Source organism: Marinobacter sp. KMM 10035 (assembly GCF_046537445.1).
Taxonomy (GTDB): Bacteria; Pseudomonadota; Gammaproteobacteria; order Pseudomonadales; family Oleiphilaceae; genus Marinobacter; species Marinobacter sediminicola.
On record NZ_JBBVMG010000001.1, the window covers coordinates 693,163 to 713,577 of the forward strand.

19 protein-coding genes are annotated in these 20,415 nt (G+C 55.0%); 9 read left to right on the forward strand and 10 right to left on the reverse strand.

Features of this window, described 5'->3' with window-relative positions; translation table 11 throughout:
- Window positions 1-101 precede the first annotated feature (101 nt).
- Complete coding sequence (gene ahpC, locus AADB16_RS03040) at window positions 102-665, forward strand: alkyl hydroperoxide reductase subunit C (protein WP_298451808.1); 564 nt, start codon at window positions 102-104, stop codon at window positions 663-665.
- Window positions 666-774: 109 nt separating this feature from the next.
- Here ahpC and AADB16_RS03045 read toward each other — a convergent pair whose 3' ends face one another.
- Window positions 775-1,506: a DUF3581 domain-containing protein gene (locus AADB16_RS03045; protein WP_410801302.1), complete on the reverse strand. Its 732-nt coding sequence runs from the start codon at window positions 1,504-1,506 to the stop codon at window positions 775-777.
- A gap of 296 nt (window positions 1,507-1,802) precedes the next feature.
- Between AADB16_RS03045 and ahpF the strand changes: the two genes are divergently transcribed.
- The gene (gene ahpF / locus AADB16_RS03050) at window positions 1,803-3,368 is read left to right on the forward strand and encodes an alkyl hydroperoxide reductase subunit F (RefSeq protein WP_410801304.1); all 1,566 of its coding nucleotides are present in this window, start codon (window positions 1,803-1,805) and stop codon (window positions 3,366-3,368) included.
- A 93-nt stretch (window positions 3,369-3,461) separates the two neighbouring features.
- On the opposite strand, the gene AADB16_RS03055 is transcribed toward ahpF, so the two are convergent.
- The 3 genes from AADB16_RS03055 to AADB16_RS03065 all read right to left on the reverse strand — a co-directional run bounded on the left by AADB16_RS03055 (window position 3,462) and on the right by AADB16_RS03065 (window position 6,648).
- Window positions 3,462-4,130 (reverse strand): transglutaminase-like domain-containing protein, encoded by a 669-nt coding sequence (locus AADB16_RS03055; protein ID WP_410801305.1) that lies wholly within the window; start codon window positions 4,128-4,130, stop codon window positions 3,462-3,464.
- Between the two features lie 137 nt (window positions 4,131-4,267).
- On the reverse strand, window positions 4,268-5,002 hold the full coding sequence (locus AADB16_RS03060) for a TrmH family RNA methyltransferase (protein WP_410801307.1): 735 nt from the start codon (window positions 5,000-5,002) through the stop codon (window positions 4,268-4,270).
- On the reverse strand, window positions 4,999-6,648 hold the full coding sequence (locus tag AADB16_RS03065) for an NAD(P)/FAD-dependent oxidoreductase (RefSeq protein ID WP_410801309.1): 1,650 nt from the start codon (window positions 6,646-6,648) through the stop codon (window positions 4,999-5,001). Before AADB16_RS03065 ends, AADB16_RS03060 begins: the two co-directional genes overlap by 4 nt.
- 170 nt (window positions 6,649-6,818) lie before the next feature.
- On the opposite strand from AADB16_RS03065, the gene rlmE reads away from it, so the two are divergent.
- Window positions 6,819-7,439, forward strand: a complete 621-nt coding sequence (gene rlmE / locus AADB16_RS03070) for a 23S rRNA (uridine(2552)-2'-O)-methyltransferase RlmE (protein WP_410801311.1) — start codon at window positions 6,819-6,821, stop codon at window positions 7,437-7,439.
- Between the two features lie 71 nt (window positions 7,440-7,510).
- Here rlmE and AADB16_RS03075 read toward each other — a convergent pair whose 3' ends face one another.
- Entirely contained in the window at window positions 7,511-8,668 is a 1,158-nt protein-coding gene (locus AADB16_RS03075; protein ID WP_410801313.1) for an iron-containing alcohol dehydrogenase, read from the reverse strand.
- Window positions 8,669-8,724: 56 nt separating this feature from the next.
- Window positions 8,725-9,759 (reverse strand): histone deacetylase family protein, encoded by a 1,035-nt coding sequence (locus AADB16_RS03080; RefSeq protein ID WP_410801315.1) that lies wholly within the window; start codon window positions 9,757-9,759, stop codon window positions 8,725-8,727.
- A gap of 159 nt (window positions 9,760-9,918) precedes the next feature.
- Between AADB16_RS03080 and AADB16_RS03085 the strand changes: the two genes are divergently transcribed.
- The 4 genes from AADB16_RS03085 (at window position 9,919) to AADB16_RS03100 (ending at window position 14,175) form a co-directional block, all read left to right on the forward strand.
- Window positions 9,919-10,209 (forward strand): encapsulin-associated ferritin-like protein, encoded by a 291-nt coding sequence (locus tag AADB16_RS03085; RefSeq protein ID WP_144777435.1) that lies wholly within the window; start codon window positions 9,919-9,921, stop codon window positions 10,207-10,209.
- 16 nt (window positions 10,210-10,225) lie between these two features.
- The gene (locus tag AADB16_RS03090; protein WP_410801317.1) at window positions 10,226-10,948 is read left to right on the forward strand and encodes an SGNH/GDSL hydrolase family protein; all 723 of its coding nucleotides are present in this window, start codon (window positions 10,226-10,228) and stop codon (window positions 10,946-10,948) included.
- Window positions 10,949-11,045: 97 nt separating this feature from the next.
- A complete protein-coding gene (locus AADB16_RS03095) occupies window positions 11,046-12,572 on the forward strand; it encodes a flavin-containing monooxygenase (protein ID WP_410801319.1) in 1,527 nt (508 codons plus the stop codon).
- 274 nt (window positions 12,573-12,846) lie between these two features.
- Entirely contained in the window at window positions 12,847-14,175 is a 1,329-nt protein-coding gene (locus AADB16_RS03100) for a DEAD/DEAH box helicase (protein ID WP_410801321.1), read from the forward strand.
- Window positions 14,176-14,270: 95 nt separating this feature from the next.
- Here the strand turns inward: AADB16_RS03100 and AADB16_RS03105 are convergent, their stop codons facing one another.
- Window positions 14,271-14,996: an OmpW/AlkL family protein gene (locus AADB16_RS03105; RefSeq protein ID WP_309045524.1), complete on the reverse strand. Its 726-nt coding sequence runs from the start codon at window positions 14,994-14,996 to the stop codon at window positions 14,271-14,273.
- A 159-nt stretch (window positions 14,997-15,155) separates the two neighbouring features.
- Window positions 15,156-15,626 carry a winged helix-turn-helix transcriptional regulator gene (locus tag AADB16_RS03110; protein ID WP_410801323.1) on the reverse strand — a complete coding sequence of 157 codons (471 nt, stop codon included), beginning with the start codon at window positions 15,624-15,626 and terminating at the stop codon, window positions 15,156-15,158.
- Window positions 15,627-15,775: 149 nt separating this feature from the next.
- Here AADB16_RS03110 and AADB16_RS03115 point away from each other — a divergent pair, with 149 nt between their 5' ends.
- A complete protein-coding gene (locus AADB16_RS03115) occupies window positions 15,776-16,888 on the forward strand; it encodes an NADH:flavin oxidoreductase (RefSeq protein ID WP_410801324.1) in 1,113 nt (370 codons plus the stop codon).
- Window positions 16,889-16,989: 101 nt separating this feature from the next.
- Window positions 16,990-17,298, forward strand: a complete 309-nt coding sequence (bamE, locus tag AADB16_RS03120) for an outer membrane protein assembly factor BamE (RefSeq protein ID WP_410801326.1) — start codon at window positions 16,990-16,992, stop codon at window positions 17,296-17,298.
- Window positions 17,299-17,304: 6 nt separating this feature from the next.
- Here the strand turns inward: bamE and pntB are convergent, their stop codons facing one another.
- The gene (gene pntB, locus AADB16_RS03125) at window positions 17,305-18,702 is read right to left on the reverse strand and encodes a Re/Si-specific NAD(P)(+) transhydrogenase subunit beta (RefSeq protein ID WP_410801328.1); all 1,398 of its coding nucleotides are present in this window, start codon (window positions 18,700-18,702) and stop codon (window positions 17,305-17,307) included.
- Window positions 18,703-18,714: 12 nt separating this feature from the next.
- Window positions 18,715-20,292 (reverse strand): Re/Si-specific NAD(P)(+) transhydrogenase subunit alpha, encoded by a 1,578-nt coding sequence (locus tag AADB16_RS03130; protein WP_410801330.1) that lies wholly within the window; start codon window positions 20,290-20,292, stop codon window positions 18,715-18,717.
- Window positions 20,293-20,415 lie beyond the last annotated feature (123 nt).

Genomic DNA, 20,415 nt, shown 5'->3' on the forward strand with positions numbered 1-20,415 from the left:
TCGATGGGTTGAATTTAATCAATTTCACTTAAGCTTCCACGTTGGTTAGTATTAATACCGTAGATTCATCAACATACAAACGAACCAAAGGAGAGAATTCCATGGGCGTGATTAACAGCGAAATTAAACCGTTTAACGCAACCGCCTTTAAACAGGGCGAGTTTGTTGAAATTTCTGAAGCAGATGTGAAAGGCAAGTGGGCGATCTTTTTCTTCTACCCAGCCGACTTCACCTTCGTTTGCCCAACTGAACTGGGCGACGTGGCAGACCACTACGAAGAACTGCAGAAGATGGGCGTTGAAGTATTCTCCGTGTCCACCGACACGCACTTCACCCACAAAGCATGGCACGACAGCTCCGAGACCATTGGCAAGATCAATTACTTCATGGTTGGCGACCAGAACGGCAGCATCACCAACAACTTTGGTGTGATGCGTGAAGGTCAGGGCCTTGCAGACCGCGCTACCTTCCTGATCGATCCTGATGGAATCATTCAGGCGATGGAAATCACTGCAGAAGGTATTGGCCGTGATGCAGACGACCTGATGCGCAAAGTGAAAGCGGCTCAGTACGTTCGCAACAACCCAGGCGAAGTTTGCCCGGCCAAGTGGAAGGAAGGCGAAGCTACTCTGTCTCCTTCACTGGATCTGGTTGGTAAGATCTAAGCAGCCCTTTAACCGGGAAGCGATCAGTTCAGGCTCTATAAGGGCCTGTAACTAAAAGAAAACCCCGGATCTACCGGGGTTTTCTTTATCTGCAGCTGACGAAATTGATTCAGCTTTCTGCAGTAATAACGCCGTATTGCGATCCGCGGGCTTTCAGCCGATAGAATTCTTCAATAACACCCGCCATGGCGTCCGGGCAGTAGGGCCTGAGCCCGCCCAATAAAAGGCGCTTGGACACTTCACCCACAGGTTTGCCATTGGAGTTCAGCCGGTATTCCAGGGTGACATTCCCGCGCTTGCCATTCGCCACCAGGTCGGCATTGTGTAGTTCGAGATCGGGTGATGAAGCGTCGAGGCTTTCCAGGGTCAAGCTCATGCTCTCATACATGACCATGGGGCGGTCGGGGTTGAACATCACACCCTCTGATTCCATCAAAGGTTTGAGCGTATGCGGGAAGTTTTTACCTGAGGCTGACACGTAGCCACGGATGAACTCCTCAACAAATTGTTCATCATGGGTAATCTCGCCACTGCGAGTTATCTCTATGTACACCTTACCGGCCTGATCGCATACCAGGATGGTGTCATCTCCATCCTCCCGAAATTCCAGTGGTATACCGTCGCCCAGCAGGGCGCGGAAATGGAACGTCATATGCCGGGAAAGCCCGAAGCGTGAAACCACGACGGCAAAAAGCAGATCTCCGGGGACACAGAACCGGCGAGCATCGGGATCATGGATCGGGTTGAAATCTCCGGCTATCTCTTTAGCAAACTGGCTGGCCTGAGATGCGGAGATATGTACACGTCCGTCCTGAATTGAATGAAAACGGTCTGGAAACATGTGCTGTTTGTCCTGAGTGCAATGGGTAACGCCAAATCTATCTGACCATGGTACCGAGGTACGGCGTTCATGGGTATGCGCTATTTGTCCATTCGCATTGGCAGAAAGGTTTTCAGGCGCCTTTTAATACCCTGGCAGGTGCCTACTAATAGTATTCGGCTATCAATCAGTTTGTATCTATTGATTTGAGCATTCGATTGCCAAGCCGTATTGTTTATACATACCCCAAACAAAGATCACTTTGAATGCCGCATTCAAAGGATCAGCTTAAAGATTTCAAAAGGAGAACTCCTATTATGTTGGATGCAAACATCAAGCAGCAACTGAATGCCTACCTGGAAAAGCTGCAGCAGCCGATTGAGCTGGTGGCCGCTTACGATGATGGCCCCAAATCCCAGGAATTGCGGGAACTTCTGGAAGAAATCACGTCCATGTCTGAGAAAATCAGCCTGCGCACAGAAGAGTCAAACGACGTGCGACGTCCGTCTTTTGCCATCAACCGGGTGGGCACCGACGTGGGAGTTCGCTTTGCGGGCATTCCCATGGGCCATGAGTTTACCTCGCTGGTACTGGCTTTGTTACAGGTTGGTGGCCACCCATCCAAGGCTTCTCAGGATGTGATTGAGCAGGTTCAGCAGCTGGATGGCGAGTTTGAGTTTGAAACCTACTTCTCGCTGTCGTGCCAGAACTGTCCTGATGTGGTTCAGGCTCTGAACCTGATGAGCGTTCTCAACCCGAATATTCGCCACACGTCTATTGACGGCGCCCTGTTTCAGGACGAAGTGGAAAAGCGTGAGGTTATGTCGGTACCCAGCGTTTACCTGAACGGTGAGCCATGGGGCCAGGGGCGTATGACCCTGGAAGAGATTGTCGCAAAGCTGGATACCAAATCGGACGAGCGTGAAGCTGAGAAGATCAACGAGAAAGACACCTTTGAAGTACTGGTGATTGGTGGTGGCCCCGCTGGTTCAGCCGCTGCTATTTACGCCGCTCGTAAGGGTATCTCCACTGGCATCGCGGCGGAGCGCTTTGGTGGCCAGGTGGCAGACACCATGAGCATCGAAAACCTGATTTCTGTGCCTTACACCGAAGGCCCGAAGCTGGTTGCGGCCATGGAGCAGCACGTGAAAGAGTACGACGTGGATATCATGAACATGCAGGTGGCTGAGAAGCTGATTCCGGCAGCCAAGCGTGGTGAGCCCCACGAGGTTCGTCTGGCCAATGGCGCATCACTCAAGGCCCGCACAGTGGTGCTCTCTACCGGCGCTCGCTGGCGTCAGCTGGGCGTTCCCGGTGAGGACGAATACCGCAACAAGGGTGTGGCCTACTGCCCACACTGTGATGGCCCGCTGTTTAAGGGCAAGCATGTTGCAGTAATTGGCGGCGGTAACTCCGGCGTAGAAGCCGCTATCGACCTGGCAGGGCTTGTTGGCCATGTAACACTGATCGAGTTTGGCGATGAAATGCGCGCAGACGAAGTGTTGCAGAAGAAGCTGCGCAGCCTGAAGAACGTGGACATCATTACCTCTGGCCAGACTACTGAAGTGGTTGGTGAAAATGGCAGGGTAAGCGGCTTGAACTACACAGACCGCAAAACAGGTGAAAATCACCATGTAGCACTTGAAGGTGTGTTCGTTCAGATCGGCTTGGTACCCAACACCGAATGGTTGAAGGGCGACATTGAGCTGAGCCAGCACGGTGAGATCATCATCAACGACCGCAACGAAACCTCAATTCCGGGTGTGTTTGCGGCAGGTGATGCCACCACAGTGCCCTACAAGCAGATTGTGATATCCATGGGCGAAGGCTCAAAAGCAGCACTGAGTGCTTTTGATTTCCTGATCCGCAACTCTGTGGAATAAGAGGGGAGCTATAGCCGGGGTCTATGCCCTGGCTATAGGCTGAACAGCTTGGAAAACGGCATTCGCCTTGGTGGGCGAGTGCCGTTTTGCGTTTCAGTTGCCGGAAATATCCTGCACCAGGCTGCCTTCGATGGCGTCTGGCGCTTTTCCATCGGGAAACAGGTGCCCGTAAGCGGCTTTTATTCCAGACAGAACGAACTCGTGGGGAACATCGTCGAAAACGCCATGATCGTTCACGTATTCCATGTGGGCTTCGCCGGCTTCAGTGTATTCCTGGAAAATCGAGTCGTTAACACCATCAAATTCCAGAGGCTCAACCTTCATCAGCTCGCACAGGCGTTTATCGAAAGCCGGGGTGGCCTTTATCCATTTGCCGTTGAGGTACAGCTCGATAAATCCGTGCATGCGGAAAATATCCGAGCGCAGCCATTCAATGAGTTTTGGGCTTGATAGGTGATTACGCACATCGGCAAGGCCCAGGCGGCTTGGTATACCAACGGATCGCGCAGCGGCGCCTAGCAATACTGCTTTGGGAATGCAGTAGCTTTCAGCTGTTTTCAAAGCATGGCTGGCACTGAAGGTTTCGGGTTCCGGGCGAAAAACGTAAGGGTTGTAGCTTACGCTGTCCCGAACGGCGAGATACAGGGCTTTCGCCTGCTCTACCTTGCCGTCAGGTACGCCTTCCAATTGGGTGGCAATCCAGGCCTTCAGTTCGGGCTGGTTGTAATCGAAATACTCTGTGGGCTGGAGGTAGCGTTCCATTGTTGTTGTCTATCCATTTAGGGGAACAGGTCTCCGATCATCTCTGATTAGCTTGCTACACGCAATAACGATATCCATCACCCTGAGTGCCCAAATGGATCATTCGCTAGCCTTCGATGATTCACTCCTTTCTTGGCTTATTGGCCTCGCCTGAGTTCATAGACACACATGTTGACCGCAGAGGCCAGGTTCAGGGATTCGATCTCGCCATTGCCCGCAATGGTGTAGGGTTTTGCGGCCATCTGTGCCAGGGCTTCCTGCGGCACCCCCCGGGCTTCGTTGCCGAACAGGTAGCAGTCGTGCTGGCGGAATGATTCTGCCGTGAGCCCGTCACCGTTCAGGTCGAGGCAGGCGATAGAGCTATAGCGGCTGGACAGGCTTGCCAGCGGTACCTCGGTTTCCAGAGCTGTGTGGAAGATCGCACCCATGCTGGCGCGCACCACTTTCGGGTTGTAGGGGTCGACACTGCCGGGGCTGAGCAGGCAGCGAAACCCGCCAAACCAGGCCAGGGTGCGTAAGATTGTGCCCAGATTGCCGGGGTCCTGAACTTCGTGCAGGTATATGGCTTGTTCGCCAGGCTCCGGAGCGGGCTCAGCTGCGTTAGCCGGCATGGGCACGACCGCCAAAATCCCCTGGGGCGTGCGGGTGTCGGCAAGTTGGGCCATCTGGCGGTCGTTGATTAGATGGGTTTTAAACGGGCCAGACCAATGCTCATACGCGTCGGTCACATACAGCTCTGATGCCCTCAGCGCGGGCTGACTGGCGGCAGCCTTCTGCAGTTCCAGCACCAGATGTTCGCCTTCCACCAGATAATGACCCAGCGCCTGACGGTACTTTTTTTGGTGCAGTTTTTTAATGTCGTCCAGCTTCACGATGGGGTTCCCGATATGGCTCCGCCGTTGCTTTCCAGATCGTCCAGCATGGCCAGTGCCACCGCTTCGGCAACCTTGATGCCGTCCACTCCGGCCGAAAGAATGCCGCCGGCATAGCCTGCTCCTTCGCCAGCCGGGTACAGGCCACGAGTGTTCAGGCTCTGCAGGCTGGTGCGATCCCGGGTGATGCGTACCGGTGAGGAAGTGCGGGTTTCTATGCCAGTGAGAACGGCATCTTTTCGGTCAAAGCCCCGGATCTGCCTGCCAAAATTTGGCAGAGCCTCGCGGATGGCTTCGATGGCGTAGGGGGGCAGGGAAGGCGCCAGATCGCCCAGTTTGATGCCAGGTTTGTAGGAGGGCTCAACCTCGCCCAGCTCGGTAGAGGGTGTACGTTTGATGAAGTCCCCCACCAGCTGGGCGGGGGCGCAGTAATCACTGCCGCCGAGCGTATAGGCCTTGGATTCAAGGTTCTCCTGAAATTCCACGCCGGCCAGCGGGCCGCCGGGGAAGTCTTCTTCCGGGTGCACGGCCACTACTATACCGGCATTGGCGTTACGTTCGTTACGGGAATACTGGCTCATGCCATTGGTGACGACCCGCCCGGGTTCCGAGGTTGCCGCGACCACCGTGCCGCCCGGGCACATACAGAAGCTGTACACGGCGCGGCCGTTGCTGGCGTGGTACACCAGTTTGTAGTCTGCTGCGCCCAAGGCCGGATGACCGGCGTATTTGCCCAGGCGGGCATTATCAATAAGCGATTGTGGATGCTCGATGCGAAAGCCAATGGCAAAGGGTTTGGCTTCAAGAAACACATCGTTCTGCTGGAGCATGCGGAAGGTGTCTCGGGCGCTGTGACCAAGGGCCATAATCACGTATCGGCTGTTCAGCCGTTCACCGCTGGCCAGTTCCACACCTTCAACGCGGCCATTCTGTATGAGCAGGTCGGAGACTTTGCTTTCAAAGCGTATTTCGCCGCCAAGGCGGATGATTTCCTCACGCATTTTGGCCACTACGCCGGTCAGCCGGAAGGTGCCGATATGGGGCTTGCTCACATAGAGTATTTCTTCCGGTGCACCGGCCCGGATAAACTCATGCATTACCTTGCGGCCGTAGAACTTGGGATCTTTGATCTGGCTGTAGAGCTTGCCATCCGAGAACAACCCTGCGCCGCCTTCGCCAAACTGCACGTTGGATTCTGGCGACAGGGTTTTATTCCGCCAGAGGGCCCAGGTGTCCTTGGTGCGGCGGCGAACGTCTGGCCCGCGCTCTAGCACAATGGGGCGGAAGCCCATCTGCGCCAGAACCAGGGCGGCAAACAGGCCGCATGGGCCCAAGCCTATCACGATTGGGCGCTCGGTCAGGTCGGAGGGCGCCTGAGCGACTGGATAATAGGCGGTGTCGGGTGCTTGCCGCACGTGCTGGTCTTTGTCGAAGCTGGCCAGAATGGCGTCTTCGTTACGCGCGCTCAGATCAATAATGTAAACGAATTTGATCTCGGTATTCTTCTTGCGTGCGTCGTAGCTGCGCTTGAATACAGTGAAGTCCACCAAATCGGCGTCGCCGATGCCCAGCCGTTCAAGGATGGCGGCCCGCAAGGCACTTTCGGGATGGTCCAATGGCAGTGCCAGTTCGGTAAGGCGGATCATAGTCTGTCCTGCCCGGGTAGGCCGCGGTGGGCGGATCATTTGCCGGGTATAAAGGGATCGGAACGTGTTGCGGTAATTGTACGTGCGCCGGGCCCGGATGTCAGGGTTTTGCCGCCAGCGGGCCAGCCACGTAGAATGGGCGGTCGACTTCCTTTTTTTGATGAGTTCTTATGGCACGTTCCAAAAGCAGTGGCCGCTGGCTTGATGAGCACGTAAACGATCCCTTCGTGAAGCAGGCGCAGGTAGACGGCTATCGCTCACGGGCAAGCTACAAGCTTCTTGAAATCAACAAGAAGGACAAGCTGATTCACCCCAACATGGTGGTGATGGATCTGGGCTCTGCGCCGGGCGGCTGGTCACAAGTGGCGGCCAACCTGGTGGGCCACAAGGGCAGAGTTTTAGCTTCGGATATTCTGCCGATGGATAACATTGCCGGTGTGGAGTTTGTTCAGGGAGATTTCACCGAAGACTCGGTCTTTGAGGCCATTATGGAAGCGCTCGGCGACAGCCGGGTCGATGTGGTGATTTCCGATATGGCTCCGAACATTAGTGGCGTGACTGTGTCTGATCAGGCCTCTTCCATGTACCTGGTGGAGCTGGCACTGGATATGGCCAGCCAGGTGTTGAAACCCAAAGGCAGCTTTGTGGCCAAGGTGTTTCAGGGCGAAGGCTACGATGAGTATCTGAAAGCGGCCCGAGAGGTCTTTGACAAGGTGGTGGTGCGTAAGCCGGATTCTTCCCGCGCCCGTTCCCGGGAAGTGTACGTTGTGGGCAAGGGTTTCAAGGGCTGAGTCTGCCGACCTTATGATCAAAAAAAAGGGCACCTGAAGTTCAGGGCCCCGCAAAAGGAAACGGTCTTAGCTTACAGGCTTGCGTGAAGCACCCGGCGGCACACGTCGGGCGTGACATCACCGTGCTCACCAAGCGCCGTCATACCATGGCTTTCCAGGCTCTTGATCAGCGGTTCAATGTGCTCTTCGCCAAGGTCGTAGTCGCCAAGGCGGGTTTTAACGCCCAGTGATTCAAAGAAGTCCTGGGTTTTGGCAATCGCGGCTTCGGCTTTCTCTTCAGCGCTTCCCTCACGAATACCCCAAACCCGTTCGCCGTATTGAACCAGCTTGTCGAGCTTGGATGCCTTGCGTTCACGCAGCATGGACGGCAATACAATGGCCAGGGTCTGGGCGTGATCAAGGTTGTGCAGCGCAGTCAGTTCATGGCCCAACATGTGTGTGGCCCAATCCTGGGGTACGCCACTGCCAATCAGACCATTCAGGGCCAGTGTTGCGGTCCACATCAGGCTGGCTCTAACCTGATAGTTCTCGGGCTCAGCCAGAGCTTGCTCGCCGATTTCGGTCAATGTCAGTAACAAGCCTTCGGCAAAACGATCCTGTACCGGCGCCTGGGCCGGGTAGGTTAGATACTGCTCCACCACGTGAACGAAGGCATCGACCACGCCATTGCCCACCTGACGCAGAGGCAGGGTGAAGGTTTTCGTGGGATCAAGGATTGAAAACTGCGGGAACACAAGGTCGCTCTGGAACGGTAGTTTTGCTTTCAGGGAGCGGCGGGTGACAACACCGCCCTTGTTCATCTCGGAGCCAGTGGCAGGAAGAGTCAGTACCGAACCAAAGGGCAGGGCGCGCTTAATATTGCGGCCACCTTTGAGCAGGATATCCCACTCGTCACCTTCGAAAACAGCGGCTGCCGCGACAAACTTGGTGCCATCGATGACCGACCCACCGCCTACGGCGAGCAGAAAATCTATGTTCTGTTCGCGTACCTGTACAACCGCGTTCATCAAGGTTTCGAAGCTCGGGTTTGGCTCAATGCCGCCAAACTCTGTTACCGTCCGGTCGCCGAGTGCCTTGGTAACTTCATCCAGCGTACCTGTGCGGCGTGCACTTTCGCCACCAAACAGAACGAGTACCTTGGCGTCTTTGGGTACCAGTTTGTCGAGCTCGGCAATTTTACCTTCGCCAAAGGCGATACGGGTTGGGTTGTAAAAGTTGAAGTTATTCACATGGAATCCTTAATGTTGTATCTGTAAATTTTAAAAAAAAGCTCGGTGGGCTTGTGTTAAATGGCTCGCCCTTCGAAGCCCTGCATCACGTTCACCACGTTCACGCCAATGGCATCCACGTCGTAACCACCTTCCATAGTGAACACGGTGGGCAGTTTGAGTTGTTCTATACGTTGGCCAAGAGAAAAGTAGTCATTTGATTTCAATTTAAAGAACGAAATCGGATCTTCCTCGAAGGTATCCACACCCAACGCAATAATCAGAGCGCTTGGCTGGAAATCTGCAATGCGCTTGCAGGCGGTTTCCAGCCCCTTGCTCCACTCGCTGTAGGGCGTTCCGGGAGGATAAATAATGTTGAGGTTGTAGCCTTCTCCTTCAGCCTCTCCGGTTTCATCCTCAAAGCCCAGAAAGTGTGGGAACACCAGGTCTGGATCGCCATGCAGGCTGACGGTCAGTACGTCGCTGCGGTCATAAAAAATGGCCTGGGTGCCGTTGCCGTGGTGAAAATCAACATCGAGAATGGCAACACGCTCGTAGCCTTGATCGCGAAATGCCTGTGCTGCAATGGCGGCGTTATTGAAAAAGCAGTAGCCACCGAATAGATCTGCGTGGGCATGGTGGCCTGGGGGGCGGCACAGGGCAAAGGCGGCACGTTCGCCGTTTGCTACCAGCTTCTGGGCTGTTAATGCGACATTGGCAGAGGCGCAGGCTGCTTGCCAGGTGCCGTTCGAAATGGAGGTCTCGGCGGCAAAGCTGAAGTAACCCAGGCGCCCGTCTATGTCTTTGGGCATGCGGGGGCGCATACCGCGGCCACACCACACAGCAGGAATGGCTTCCCCTGGTTTGCCCTCAGCCACCCAGTCGGCCCAGCAGCGCTCAAGAAAAGCCACGTAATCTGCTGTGTGCACGCGCTTTACGGGTTCGAGGCCGAAATCCTCAGGCTCGATCACCTCGCCCAGGGTTTGTGATTTCACTCTGGCCAGAATGGTCTCTGCCCGTGATGGCTTTTCGTGGGGCGTAATCAGAATGCCACCGTCCAACTCGGTTTTGACAGAGCGGAGGCTGTGCAGGGGTGAGAAAACAGTCTTCATGGCGCACTACCCAGATTGGTTTATCACTCGACTGTGCCACAGGCGTTGCGGTGGCTCAAACGAACCCCGAGTGTTTGGATTGCATATTTTAGTCTATTGTCAAAGCGTGCCAACATGTAAAAAAGCACCTCACTGACAATCAGATAAAGGACTTTCTATATGGCGAACGACAGTTATCATGAACCGGTTGGCGAACTGACCGATGAAACCCGCGAAATGCATCGCGCAGTCAGCTCCTTGATGGAGGAGTTTGAAGCGGTAGATTGGTACAACCAGCGAGTGGATGCCTGCAAGGACCCTGAGCTGAAAGCGATTCTTGAGCATAACCGCGACGAGGAAAAGGAGCACGCAGCCATGGTGCTTGAGTGGATTCGCAGGAAAGATCCGGTGATGGACAAGCACCTGCGGGAATTCCTGTTTACGGAAGGCCCGATTGGCCACCATGACTGACCGAGCGTAAGCACTTATGTTGTACCCCTTATCTACGCTTGCACTGGCTCCGGTTCTTATCGGGCAGGGAAGCTATGTGCGCAAGGTTACCCCGCGCTTGCCGGAACCCGAGGGTGAGCGTTGCGGTACCCTGGGCTCCGGGCCGGAGCTGCGGCTGCTGATTCTTGGTGACTCTGCCGCCGCCGGCGTAGGTGTGAGCCATCAACAGAATGCACTGGCGGGCCAGTTGGTCAGGGAACTCGCCAGGGATCACTGCGTGAGCTGGAAGTTATTGGCAGAAACCGGACGCACGGTAGCCGGTGTTCTCGAGGCACTCAAAGCAGCACCGAAAGCCCAGTACGATGTTGTCCTCGTGTCTGTTGGCGTAAACGATGTGACGGGCCGCACCCGCAACGGGCAGTGGGTGTCGGCATTGAATGAGTTGTCGGACCGGTTGATCAACGACACGGGGGCAACACTCGTACTGTTCACCGCCATCCCGCCCATGCATCTCTTTCCCGCCTTGCCACAGCCTTTGCGCTGGTACCTGGGCCTGCGGGCCAAACAGTTGAACACATTGATGAAAGGCCTGTGCGATACCGGCTCTTTCGAGAAAGGGCGCCTTGAATATCTGTGTGTGTCCTTTCCTCTGGAGCATGGCTATATGGCCTCGGATGGCTTTCATCCCGGCTTGGACGCATACAGCGTTTGGGCTGAGCATTCCGCGGCCAGTATTCGCAAACTGGCCCAAAATCAGTAGTTTTAGACCCCGCTGGCTAACCACCCCGCATACCCGGCTGCGCTATCGTAACTCTCATAGATACCAGAAGAACGACAATGACTTTGAGAGGTCGGATATGAGCGAGCAGCATTTTGATGTGTTGATCATCGGTGCCGGGGTGTCGGGGATCGGTATGGCCTGCCATCTCCAGCGTGAGTGTCCGGGCAAGTCGTTCGCTATTCTGGAGCGGCGTCAATCACTCGGTGGCACCTGGGATCTGTTCCGCTACCCGGGCATTCGTTCCGATTCTGACATGTTTACCTTTGGTTATAATTTCCGCCCCTGGACTGGCGGAAAAGTGCTGGCAGACGGCGCTTCCATCAAGAACTATGTCAGCGAAACCGCAAAAGAACACAACGTTGAGCCGCATATTCGCTACGGTCTTGCTGTAAAAACCGCAGATTGGTCCAGTGCAGAAAAATGCTGGAAGCTGACTGCGGCGAATGAGGCTACGGGTAAAAGCGAAACCTATACGGCCAGTTTTCTGATTGGTTGCACTGGCTACTACAACTACGATCAGGGCTATAAGCCTGATTTCCCCGGCGAAGCGGATTTCAAAGGCCAGGTTGTCCATCCGCAGCACTGGCCAGAAGGCTTTGATTACACCGGCAAGAAAATTGTGGTGATCGGCAGTGGTGCCACGGCGGTCACACTGGTTCCCACGCTGGCGGAGAAAGCCGGGCATGTAATCATGCTGCAGCGCTCGCCCACGTACCTGATGCCCCTGCCGTCGACGGATAAGGTGACTATGGGCATTCAGAAAGTGCTACCTGCCAAGGCCGCATACCGGCTGACCCGGGCGCGCAATATTACGGTGTCCCGGTTTCTGTACCAGCGTTCCCGCAAGAACCCCAAGCTCATGCGCCGCCTGTTTCTGGGCATTATCAAGCATCAGGTGGGCGACCAAACCGACATGCGCCACTTTACCCCGAGCTACAACCCCTGGGATCAGCGCCTGTGTGTGGTGAAAGACGGTGACCTTTTCCGCGCCTTGAAGGCGGGCAAGGCATCCATGGCAACCGATCATATTGAGCGCTTCACAGAAACCGGTATTCGCCTGAAATCCGGTGAACATCTGGATGCAGACATTATTGTTCCCGCCACTGGCCTGGATATTCAGATGCTTGGGGGTATCAAGCCGAAGGTAGACGGCCAGGAAGTGGCTCTGAAAAACAAGGTGGTTTACAAGAATGTGATGGTTGAAGGCGTACCCAATGCGGGCATGATCTTTGGTTACACCAATATCTCCTGGACCCTGAAGGCCGATATTGCCAGTGAATATCTGTGCCGCCTGATCAATCACATGGATCAACGGAGGTTGCGCGTGGCGGTCGCCAGAGATAATGAAAACAGTCTGGGCGAGGATACCGTAATGGGCGCCCTGGATTCCGGTTACGTCAAGCGTGCTGCGGACCGCCTCCCGCGGCAAGGCACGCATGGCCCATGGCGAGCCTCACAGGATTATCAGGCGGATGTAAAAGTGCTGCGGTTTGACCCCATCGAGGATGGCTACATAGAGTTCGATGGCAAGAAAACCCATGCCAGTGAACGAAATCTCCGTGGTTTTTTGCAGCCTTTGCGCTCTGCGCTGTTTGGGGCCTGATTAAAATCGACGGTAATACCCCGTTCACCGGTTCCAATTCCTTATGGCTAATTCTTGTTGCCTCTGTTACTGTGCACGCATCCTGCCTCTAAGGATTCTGCAGTTTCCGGCTTTAAGCCGCGTTGCGAACCTCCATACGACCTGTCAGAGGACGTCACCCCGATTACCGGCGCGTGACTGTAGTCGTCTTTTATTCCATGAATCTTCATGGCATCTGCCCGCATTCGCCGAGAACGGTGTTCGTGGAGGCAGAACAATCAAGAGTTAATCATATATGAGTTTTTCTTCACTCGGTTTGTCCGAGCAGCTTGTCCGTGCAACCGCCGATCAAGGTTACGATACCCCTTCACCCATTCAGCTTCAGGCCATTCCTGCCGTACTTTCAGGTAAGGATGTTATGGCTGCAGCTCAAACGGGCACCGGGAAAACCGCCGGTTTCACACTGCCATTGCTGCAGCGCCTGGCTGAGAAGCCTCGCACGGGCAAAGGTCCCCGTGTACTTATTTTGGCCCCCACACGGGAACTGGCCGCACAGGTTCACGATAGCGTAAACCTTTACAGCAAATATGTTCCTACCAAAGCCGCAGTGGTTTTCGGTGGTGTAAAAATCAACCCGCAGATGATGAAGCTGCGTAAAGGTCTGGATGTACTGGTTGCCACACCTGGCCGCTTGATGGATTTGTATCAGCAGAACGCTGTGAAATTCAACGAAGTGGAAATCCTGGTGCTGGATGAAGCCGACCGTATGTTGGATATGGGCTTTATTCGTGACATCAAAAAGATCCTTGCGCTGTTGCCAGCCAAGCGTCAGAACCTGCTGTTTTCAGCGACCTTCTCTGGTGAAATTCGCGCTCTGGCTCAAGGCCTTCTGAACAACCCGGTTCAGATTGATGTGGCGGTCAGAAACACCACCGCTGAGTCAGTAAAACAATCGGTTTACACCGTTGACCAGAGCCAGAAAACCGCGCTGCTGAGCAAGCTGGTGCGTGATAACAGCTGGGAGCAGGTGCTGGTGTTTACCCGCACCAAGCACGGTGCAAACCGTTTGACCCAGAAACTGGAAAATGACGGTATTACGGCAGCCGCTATCCATGGCAACAAGTCTCAGGGTGCTCGTACCCGTGCGTTGGCTGATTTTAAAGCAGGGGAAGTGCGTGTGTTGGTAGCAACCGACATCGCAGCCCGCGGTCTGGATATCAAGCAGCTGCCGCAAGTGGTGAACTTTGAGCTGCCCAACGTGCCAGAAGATTATGTTCACCGTATCGGCCGCACCGGTCGTGCGGGTGAAAGTGGGCATGCACTGTCATTGGTAAGTGCGGATGAGCTCAAGATGCTGGTTGGCATCGAGAAGTTGATCAAGAAGCAGTTGCCGCGCAAGGAAGTGGAAGGTTTTGAGCCAAAAAACCACGTAGCTATGAAGCCCAAGGCAAAGGCAGACCCAAGCCGCGCACGCAACCGCAGTGGTGGAAATGGCGCAGGAAATGGCCGGCCCGGTGGTAAGCCCCGCAGCTTTGGTGACCAGCCCGGTGGGCGCAGTGGTGGTCGCAGTCAAGGTGGTCAAGGCCAGCGCGGACGTTCCGGGCAACGCCAAAGCCAGAGCTAAGCCGAAAACTTAAGCGGGTGCTCTATAGCCATACGCTAAACCAGAAACGGAGCCTCGATGGCTCCGTTTTTGGTTTTAGATTACAGAATCCAACATCAGAACTTGTAGGTGAAACCTACCATGTAAACCATGGGGTCGATTTCGACTTCGAACTTGTCGGTCTGGGCGGCATAGTTGCCGCTGGCATCGTAGACCTTAATGGTGGCGTCTGTGTTGATATCTGCCCACCAGACGGCAGCGTTCAATCCGAAGTTCTCGCTCAGCATGTAGTCAATGCCTGCTTCAAAAGCGATGCCGACGCTGTCATCCAGGTTTAGTTTGGTGGTGGCACCGGGCAGGCTGACTGTGCCCGCAACGGCACTGTTGAGAGTGTCAGTGGTCTTTTCTTCAAAGAACGTCGTGTAGTTGATGCCCACGCCAACAAAAGGCTGTAATGCGGAGCTGCTGCTCATTGGATAGTACTGAAGTGTGATTGTTGGTGGCAGGTGTTTGGTTTCGGCCAACTTTCCTGCACCTGCCAAGTCTCCGGCACCATTGATATCGTGCTTGAACGGAGTGGCACCCAGTACGCCCAGACCCAGATTGCTCGTAAACATGTAGGTTGCGCGAATTCCGAGTTGCGAGTCGGAATCTACGGAAACACGAGCGTCAGATCCGAAAATCGGTGCGCCACCCACTTTAATGACATCACTGGAATCATCTGGCGCCACATGCACAACACCGGCACGCAGAATGAAATCACCAGCTTCAAAAGCCTGAGCAGCGGGTGCAACGGCCATAATGGCAGCAGCCATAACACTGAGTTTGAACGTACGGGACATAAACATCTCCTGATAACCTGAATCGTTGATGCGTTCAGATTAAAGATCATGGAGATAGGGAACTTGATATAGCGCAATAATTGCGGGCGAGTGATCGGCGTTGCAGTGCCAGATTGACGCAACTCAAGAAAAGGTTCAGGAGTGTAGTTTTGCGGATTGTCAGGCGGAATCTTTTTTGCTGGCAGGTATGCCGTCACCGGAAACAAATACATCTCGCACGGTTATTGGATCACCTTCTGCGTTTTGCACCTGAACGGGTTGTATCGGCTGCCCTGTGGCTTTGTCACGCAGATCCAGGGGGGGGGCGTCGGGTGCCGGATTCCACTTGTCTCCCCACTGACGCAGAGCAATAACAACAGGGAACAGATCCCGGCCTTTCTCGGTCAACCGGTACTCAAAGCGGGAACCGTGCTCACCCACATCCACTTTTTTCAGAACGCCGTTATCCACCAATCGGGCCAGGCGATCGCACAAGATGTTTTTGGCAATGCCCAGCTCTTGCTGAAAATCCACAAAGCGGCGGGTACCGTACATAGCGTGCAGTACGATAAGCAGGGACCACCAGTCACCCACCTGGTTCAGGGCGCGGGCGACGGAGCAGTTGGAGTCATCAAAACGTTTTCTGGCCATGTGAGGAAGTGTACATAATAAGGTTGCATCTTAAAACCAGATTAAATAAAGTTGCGTTAAGAGACCGAATTAGTAAGGTAGCTACCAAGCAGCCATACCACGCTAATTACTTGTTATCGCCAACATCGAATTTTACGGAGTAGCCACTGATGACTACGAACCTGGGCCCCATGTTTCAACCCTTTGATATCCACAACCTCACGCTGCGCAATCGGGTCGCCATGGCACCGATGACCCGCAACTTTTCGCCCAAAGGCGTGCCCGGTGAGAACGTGGTGGCCTATTACCAGCGCCGTGCGGAGGCGGGTGTTGGCTTGATCATCACTGAAGGCACGACGGTGAATCATGCCGGCGCCAATGGCTACCCTAACGTGCCCCAGTTTCATGGTGATGAAGCACTGGCAGGCTGGAAAAATGTGGTAGATGCGGTGCATGAGGCCGGTGGTGTTATATTCCCGCAACTTTGGCACGTGGGTGCCGTGCGCAAGGAAGGTACAGCTCCAGATCCTTCGGTTCCTGGTTATAGCCCTTCTGGCTTGTTTGCGCCAGGCAAGCCCAATGGCAAGACCATGAGCAAGGGCGATATCGCAGATGTCGTCACAGCCTTTGCTGATGCAGCACATGACGCCAAAGCACTGGGCTTTGATGGTGTAGAGATTCACGGTGCTCATGGATATCTGCTTGACCAGTTCCTGTGGGAAGGCACCAACCAGCGGGATGATGAATACGGCGGCAGCATGGAAAATCGCCTGCGCTTCGTTGTAGAAATAGTAGAAGCGGTTCGCCACCGTGTAGGCCCGGAGTTCCCCATCATGCTGCGTTTCTCGCAGTGGAAACAGCAGGATTACGAAGCAAAACTGGTTAACAGCCCGGAAGAGTTGGAACAGTTCCTGAAGCCGCTGGTTGAAGCCGGTGTGGATATTTTCCACGCATCAACCCGTCGTTTCTGGGAGCCGGAGTTTGAAGGTTCCAACCTTAACCTGGCAGGCTGGACGCAGAAGCTGTCTGGCAAGCCCACCATGTCGGTTGGCAGCGTTGGCCTGACGGAAGATTTCATCAGCGGCACCATGGCCAGCAAGCAAGAGTCGGTAGAGCAGTCGGGTATCGATGAACTGGTAGAGCGCATGAACAACCACGAATTTGAACTGATTGCTGTGGGCCGCGCACTTCTGCAAGACCCTGAATGGCTGACCAAAGTGCAGGAAGGGCGGCTTGGCGAAGTGGACGATTTCGCCCGTAAATCACTCACCAGACTGTACTGAGACTGGACTGAATATTTCCTCTCTGTAACAGCACACCCCCATTGCCTGAGCGTATGATGGGGGTGTTTTTTTATGGGAAGAATTTCACAGGAGAGGCGGCAATGTTTTTAAAGAATAGTCTGTCAGTGTTGATGCTTGCGAGCCTGCTGGCGTTTGCGGGTTGTGCGACGGTGGGGAAGGATTTTTCTACACACAATGTTGACCAGATCACCCAGGGTGAAACCACCCGGGCCGAGATTCAGAAAATGTTTGGTGAACCTTGGCGCACGGGTGTTGAAGACGGAAAGCGCACCTGGACCTACGGTAAATATCGTTGGTCAGCCTTTGGCGATGCGGAAACCACCGATCTGGTCGTACGTTTCAACCCCGACGGCACGGTTTCTTCCTACGTTTACAACACCACTGAGTAAGCGGGTTTATTCCCTCAGCCCGATGACCAGTTTGTCGATGCTGTCTTTGGCATCACCAAACAGCATGCGGGCGTTGTCCTTGAAGAACAGCGGGTTTTCCACCCCGGAATAACCCGTTGCCATACCCCGTTTTAAAATCACCACTTGCCGTGCCTTCCACACCTCCAGCACTGGCATGCCGGCAATCGGGCTGCCAGGGTCTTCTGCTGCGGCAGGGTTTACCGTGTCGTTTGCGCCGATAACCAGCACCACATCTGTTGTCGGAAAATCCCCGTTGATCTCGTCCATCTCCAGCACTATGTCGTAGGGCACATGGGCTTCCGCCAGCAGTACGTTCATGTGGCCGGGGAGTCGACCAGCGACGGGGTGGATACCAAAGCGTACATTTACGCCACGCTCCCGCAGCAGCTTGGTCATGTCGCTGACCCCACTCTGAGCCTGCGCCACCGCCATGCCGTAACCCGGGACGATTATGACAGAGTCAGCATTGCGTAATTCCTCGCATACTTCATCTGCACTGGTCTCTATAGCCACTTGGTCGCCAGAGCCAGCTGCTGCTGAGCTGCCGCTGGTTTGGCCAAAACCACCAAGGATCACGCTGATAAACGACCGGTTCATGGCTTTGCACATGATGTAACTGAGTATTGCACCGCTGCTGCCCACCAATGCGCCGGTCACGATCAACAGGTCGTTGCCCAGCATGAAACCGATGGAGGCTGCAGCCCAGCCCGAATAACTGTTGAGCATCGACACCACCACCGGCATATCGGCACCGCCAATGGCCATGATGAGGTGAATGCCCAACACTGCCGCCACGACAGTCATCAGCACTAAAGCAAGTATACCCAGCCCCATGCTTTCGGTGCCCAGGAACCAGGCGCCGAGCAGCACGGATACGGCAATGGCAGCCAGGTTCATGAAGTGTCGGCCGGGCAGGGTGAGGGCTTTGCTGTCGATACGGCCATCCAGCTTGCCACAGGCAACGAGTGAGCCTGTGAAAGTGACGGCGCCAATAAAGATACCCACAAATACTTCCACCAGTTTGATGGTGTGTTCGGCACCTGTGGTGTGAACCAGCGGTTCAACGTAACCGGTGAAACCCACCAGCACAGCGGCCAAACCAACAAAGCTGTGCAGCAGTGCCACCAGCTGTGGCATCTGTGTCATTTCTACCTTGTTGGCGATGGCGATGCCAATGGTGGCACCAGCCAGCACTGCAATCACGATTGCAACGAGCCCGCTATCATTCACACTGGCCATGGTCGCGATCAGTGCAATGAGAATCCCGGCAACTCCATAAAGGTTGCCGCGGCGGGCAGATTCCTGATTGCTCAGGCCACCCAGGCTGAGAATAAACAATACGCTGGCGACCACATAGGCCACACTAACGAGTCCTGTACTCATAGTGGTCGCCTCCTATTTGCGGAACATTTTGAGCATGCGATGGGTAACCCGGAAGCCACCCCCAACGTTGATGCTGGCAATCAGCACCGCCACAAACGCCAGAACTCCGACCACGGCATTCTCTGCCTGGGCCAGGTGCAACATGGCACCAATCACGATAATGCCACTGATGGCGTTGGTGACACTCATCAGAGGTGTGTGCAGGGAAGCGGTGACGTTCCAGACCACCTGCCAGCCTATAAAACAGGCCAGCACGAACACGGTGAAGTGGCGCAGGAAGCTCTCCGGAGCATAGGCGCCAACGCCATAAAGTGCCGCAAGGGTGACCACTAACACGGCTCCCTTGCCGATCAGGCTGCGGCGTTGGGATTCCTTGTGAGCAGCCGCTTTTTGTTCTGCCGAAGGTTCTTCTGTGCCCGGTGCAGGCTTGGGGCTGGTGGGTGTTTGCGGCTGCGGTGGCGGCCAGGTTACGTCCTTGCCCAGCACGACGGTGAGGCCGCGAATCACGTCGTCCTCCATGTTCACTTTTGGTTGGCCGTCTTTCTCTGGTGTCAGTTCAGTCACCAGATGAAACAGGTTGGTGGCATAGAGATCGCTGGCCACCTTGGCCATGCGGCTGGGAAGATCCGTGTAGCCGATCAGCGTAACGTCGTGGTGCTCGACAATTTTTCCGGGCTCGGTAAGCTCGCAATTGCCACCGCGCTCTGAGGCCAGATCCACAATCACGCTGCCGGGCTTCATGGATTTCACCATCTCCGCCGTGATCAGTTTCGGCGCCGGCTTACCGGGAATCAGGGCGGTGGTGATGATGATATCCACCTCTTTGGCCTGCTCTGCAAACAGCGCCATTTCTGCCTTGATGAACTCATCGCTCATCTGTTTGGCATAACCGCCGGTGCCGCTGCCTTCTTCCTCGCCAAAATCCAGCTGCAGAAATTCGGCGCCCATGCTTTCAATCTGTTCCTTCACTTCCAACCGGGTATCAAAGGCCCGAACAATAGCGCCCAGGCTATTGGCGGCCCCCACTGCTGCGAGCCCGGCCACGCCGGCGCCGATTACCATTACCTTGGCTGGCGGCACCTTGCCTGCTGCCGTTATCTGGCCTGTGAAAAAACGCCCGAAGTGATTGGCGGCTTCCACCACCGCACGATACCCGGCGATGTTCGCCATGGCGCTCAGGGCGTCCATTTTCTGGGCACGGCTTATGCGGGGCAGGCTGTCGATGGCAAAGCTGGTGATGTTCCGGCCAGCCAATTGGTTCAGAAGCTCGGCGTTCTGAGCGGGCCAGATGTAGCTGATGAGAAAGCCGCCTTCCTTCATCAGGTCGGCCTCGTGCTTGCCCAGCGCCGGGTTCAGCATGGGTGCGCGAACTTTCAGAATGATATCTGCCTCGCGCCAAAGGGATTGAGCGTCCGCCGCAATGGAAGCGCCAACAGTCTCATAGGCTTCATCGCGATAGTGGGCGGCTTCGCCTGCACCGGATTCAACCGTAACCTCATAGCCCAGGCTGATGAGTTTGTGTACCGAAGGTGGTGTAGCGGCAACTCGCCGCTCGTCTGTGAATATCTCTTTTGGAATGCCGATCTTCATGATGCAAACGCCCTTTGTTTGAACCGATGAACGGAAGGAGAACTACCTTCATCCTAGTGTAAGCTCAGGACTTTGCCTGCCATACGTTCTGTTGCGTACGGCAGAAATCCGGATAAGGCGCTA

What these genes read in the sequence shown, in the direction of transcription:
- ahpC (WP_298451808.1), top strand. Translation starts at nt 102, where the DNA reads ATGGGCGTGATTAACAGCGAAATTAAACCGTTTAACGCAACCGCCTTT.
- AADB16_RS03045 (WP_410801302.1), bottom strand. Translation starts at nt 1,506, where the DNA reads ATGTTTCCAGACCGTTTTCATTCAATTCAGGACGGACGTGTACATATC.
- ahpF (WP_410801304.1), top strand. Translation starts at nt 1,803, where the DNA reads ATGTTGGATGCAAACATCAAGCAGCAACTGAATGCCTACCTGGAAAAG.
- AADB16_RS03055 (WP_410801305.1), bottom strand. Translation starts at nt 4,130, where the DNA reads ATGGAACGCTACCTCCAGCCCACAGAGTATTTCGATTACAACCAGCCC.
- AADB16_RS03065 (WP_410801309.1), bottom strand. Translation starts at nt 6,648, where the DNA reads ATGATCCGCCTTACCGAACTGGCACTGCCATTGGACCATCCCGAAAGT.
- rlmE (WP_410801311.1), top strand. Translation starts at nt 6,819, where the DNA reads ATGGCACGTTCCAAAAGCAGTGGCCGCTGGCTTGATGAGCACGTAAAC.
- AADB16_RS03080 (WP_410801315.1), bottom strand. Translation starts at nt 9,759, where the DNA reads ATGAAGACTGTTTTCTCACCCCTGCACAGCCTCCGCTCTGTCAAAACC.
- AADB16_RS03085 (WP_144777435.1), top strand. Translation starts at nt 9,919, where the DNA reads ATGGCGAACGACAGTTATCATGAACCGGTTGGCGAACTGACCGATGAA.
- AADB16_RS03090 (WP_410801317.1), top strand. Translation starts at nt 10,226, where the DNA reads ATGTTGTACCCCTTATCTACGCTTGCACTGGCTCCGGTTCTTATCGGG.
- AADB16_RS03095 (WP_410801319.1), top strand. Translation starts at nt 11,046, where the DNA reads ATGAGCGAGCAGCATTTTGATGTGTTGATCATCGGTGCCGGGGTGTCG.
- AADB16_RS03100 (WP_410801321.1), top strand. Translation starts at nt 12,847, where the DNA reads ATGAGTTTTTCTTCACTCGGTTTGTCCGAGCAGCTTGTCCGTGCAACC.
- AADB16_RS03105 (WP_309045524.1), bottom strand. Translation starts at nt 14,996, where the DNA reads ATGTCCCGTACGTTCAAACTCAGTGTTATGGCTGCTGCCATTATGGCC.
- AADB16_RS03110 (WP_410801323.1), bottom strand. Translation starts at nt 15,626, where the DNA reads ATGGCCAGAAAACGTTTTGATGACTCCAACTGCTCCGTCGCCCGCGCC.
- AADB16_RS03115 (WP_410801324.1), top strand. Translation starts at nt 15,776, where the DNA reads ATGACTACGAACCTGGGCCCCATGTTTCAACCCTTTGATATCCACAAC.
- bamE (WP_410801326.1), top strand. Translation starts at nt 16,990, where the DNA reads ATGTTTTTAAAGAATAGTCTGTCAGTGTTGATGCTTGCGAGCCTGCTG.
- pntB (WP_410801328.1), bottom strand. Translation starts at nt 18,702, where the DNA reads ATGAGTACAGGACTCGTTAGTGTGGCCTATGTGGTCGCCAGCGTATTG.
- AADB16_RS03130 (WP_410801330.1), bottom strand. Translation starts at nt 20,292, where the DNA reads ATGAAGATCGGCATTCCAAAAGAGATATTCACAGACGAGCGGCGAGTT.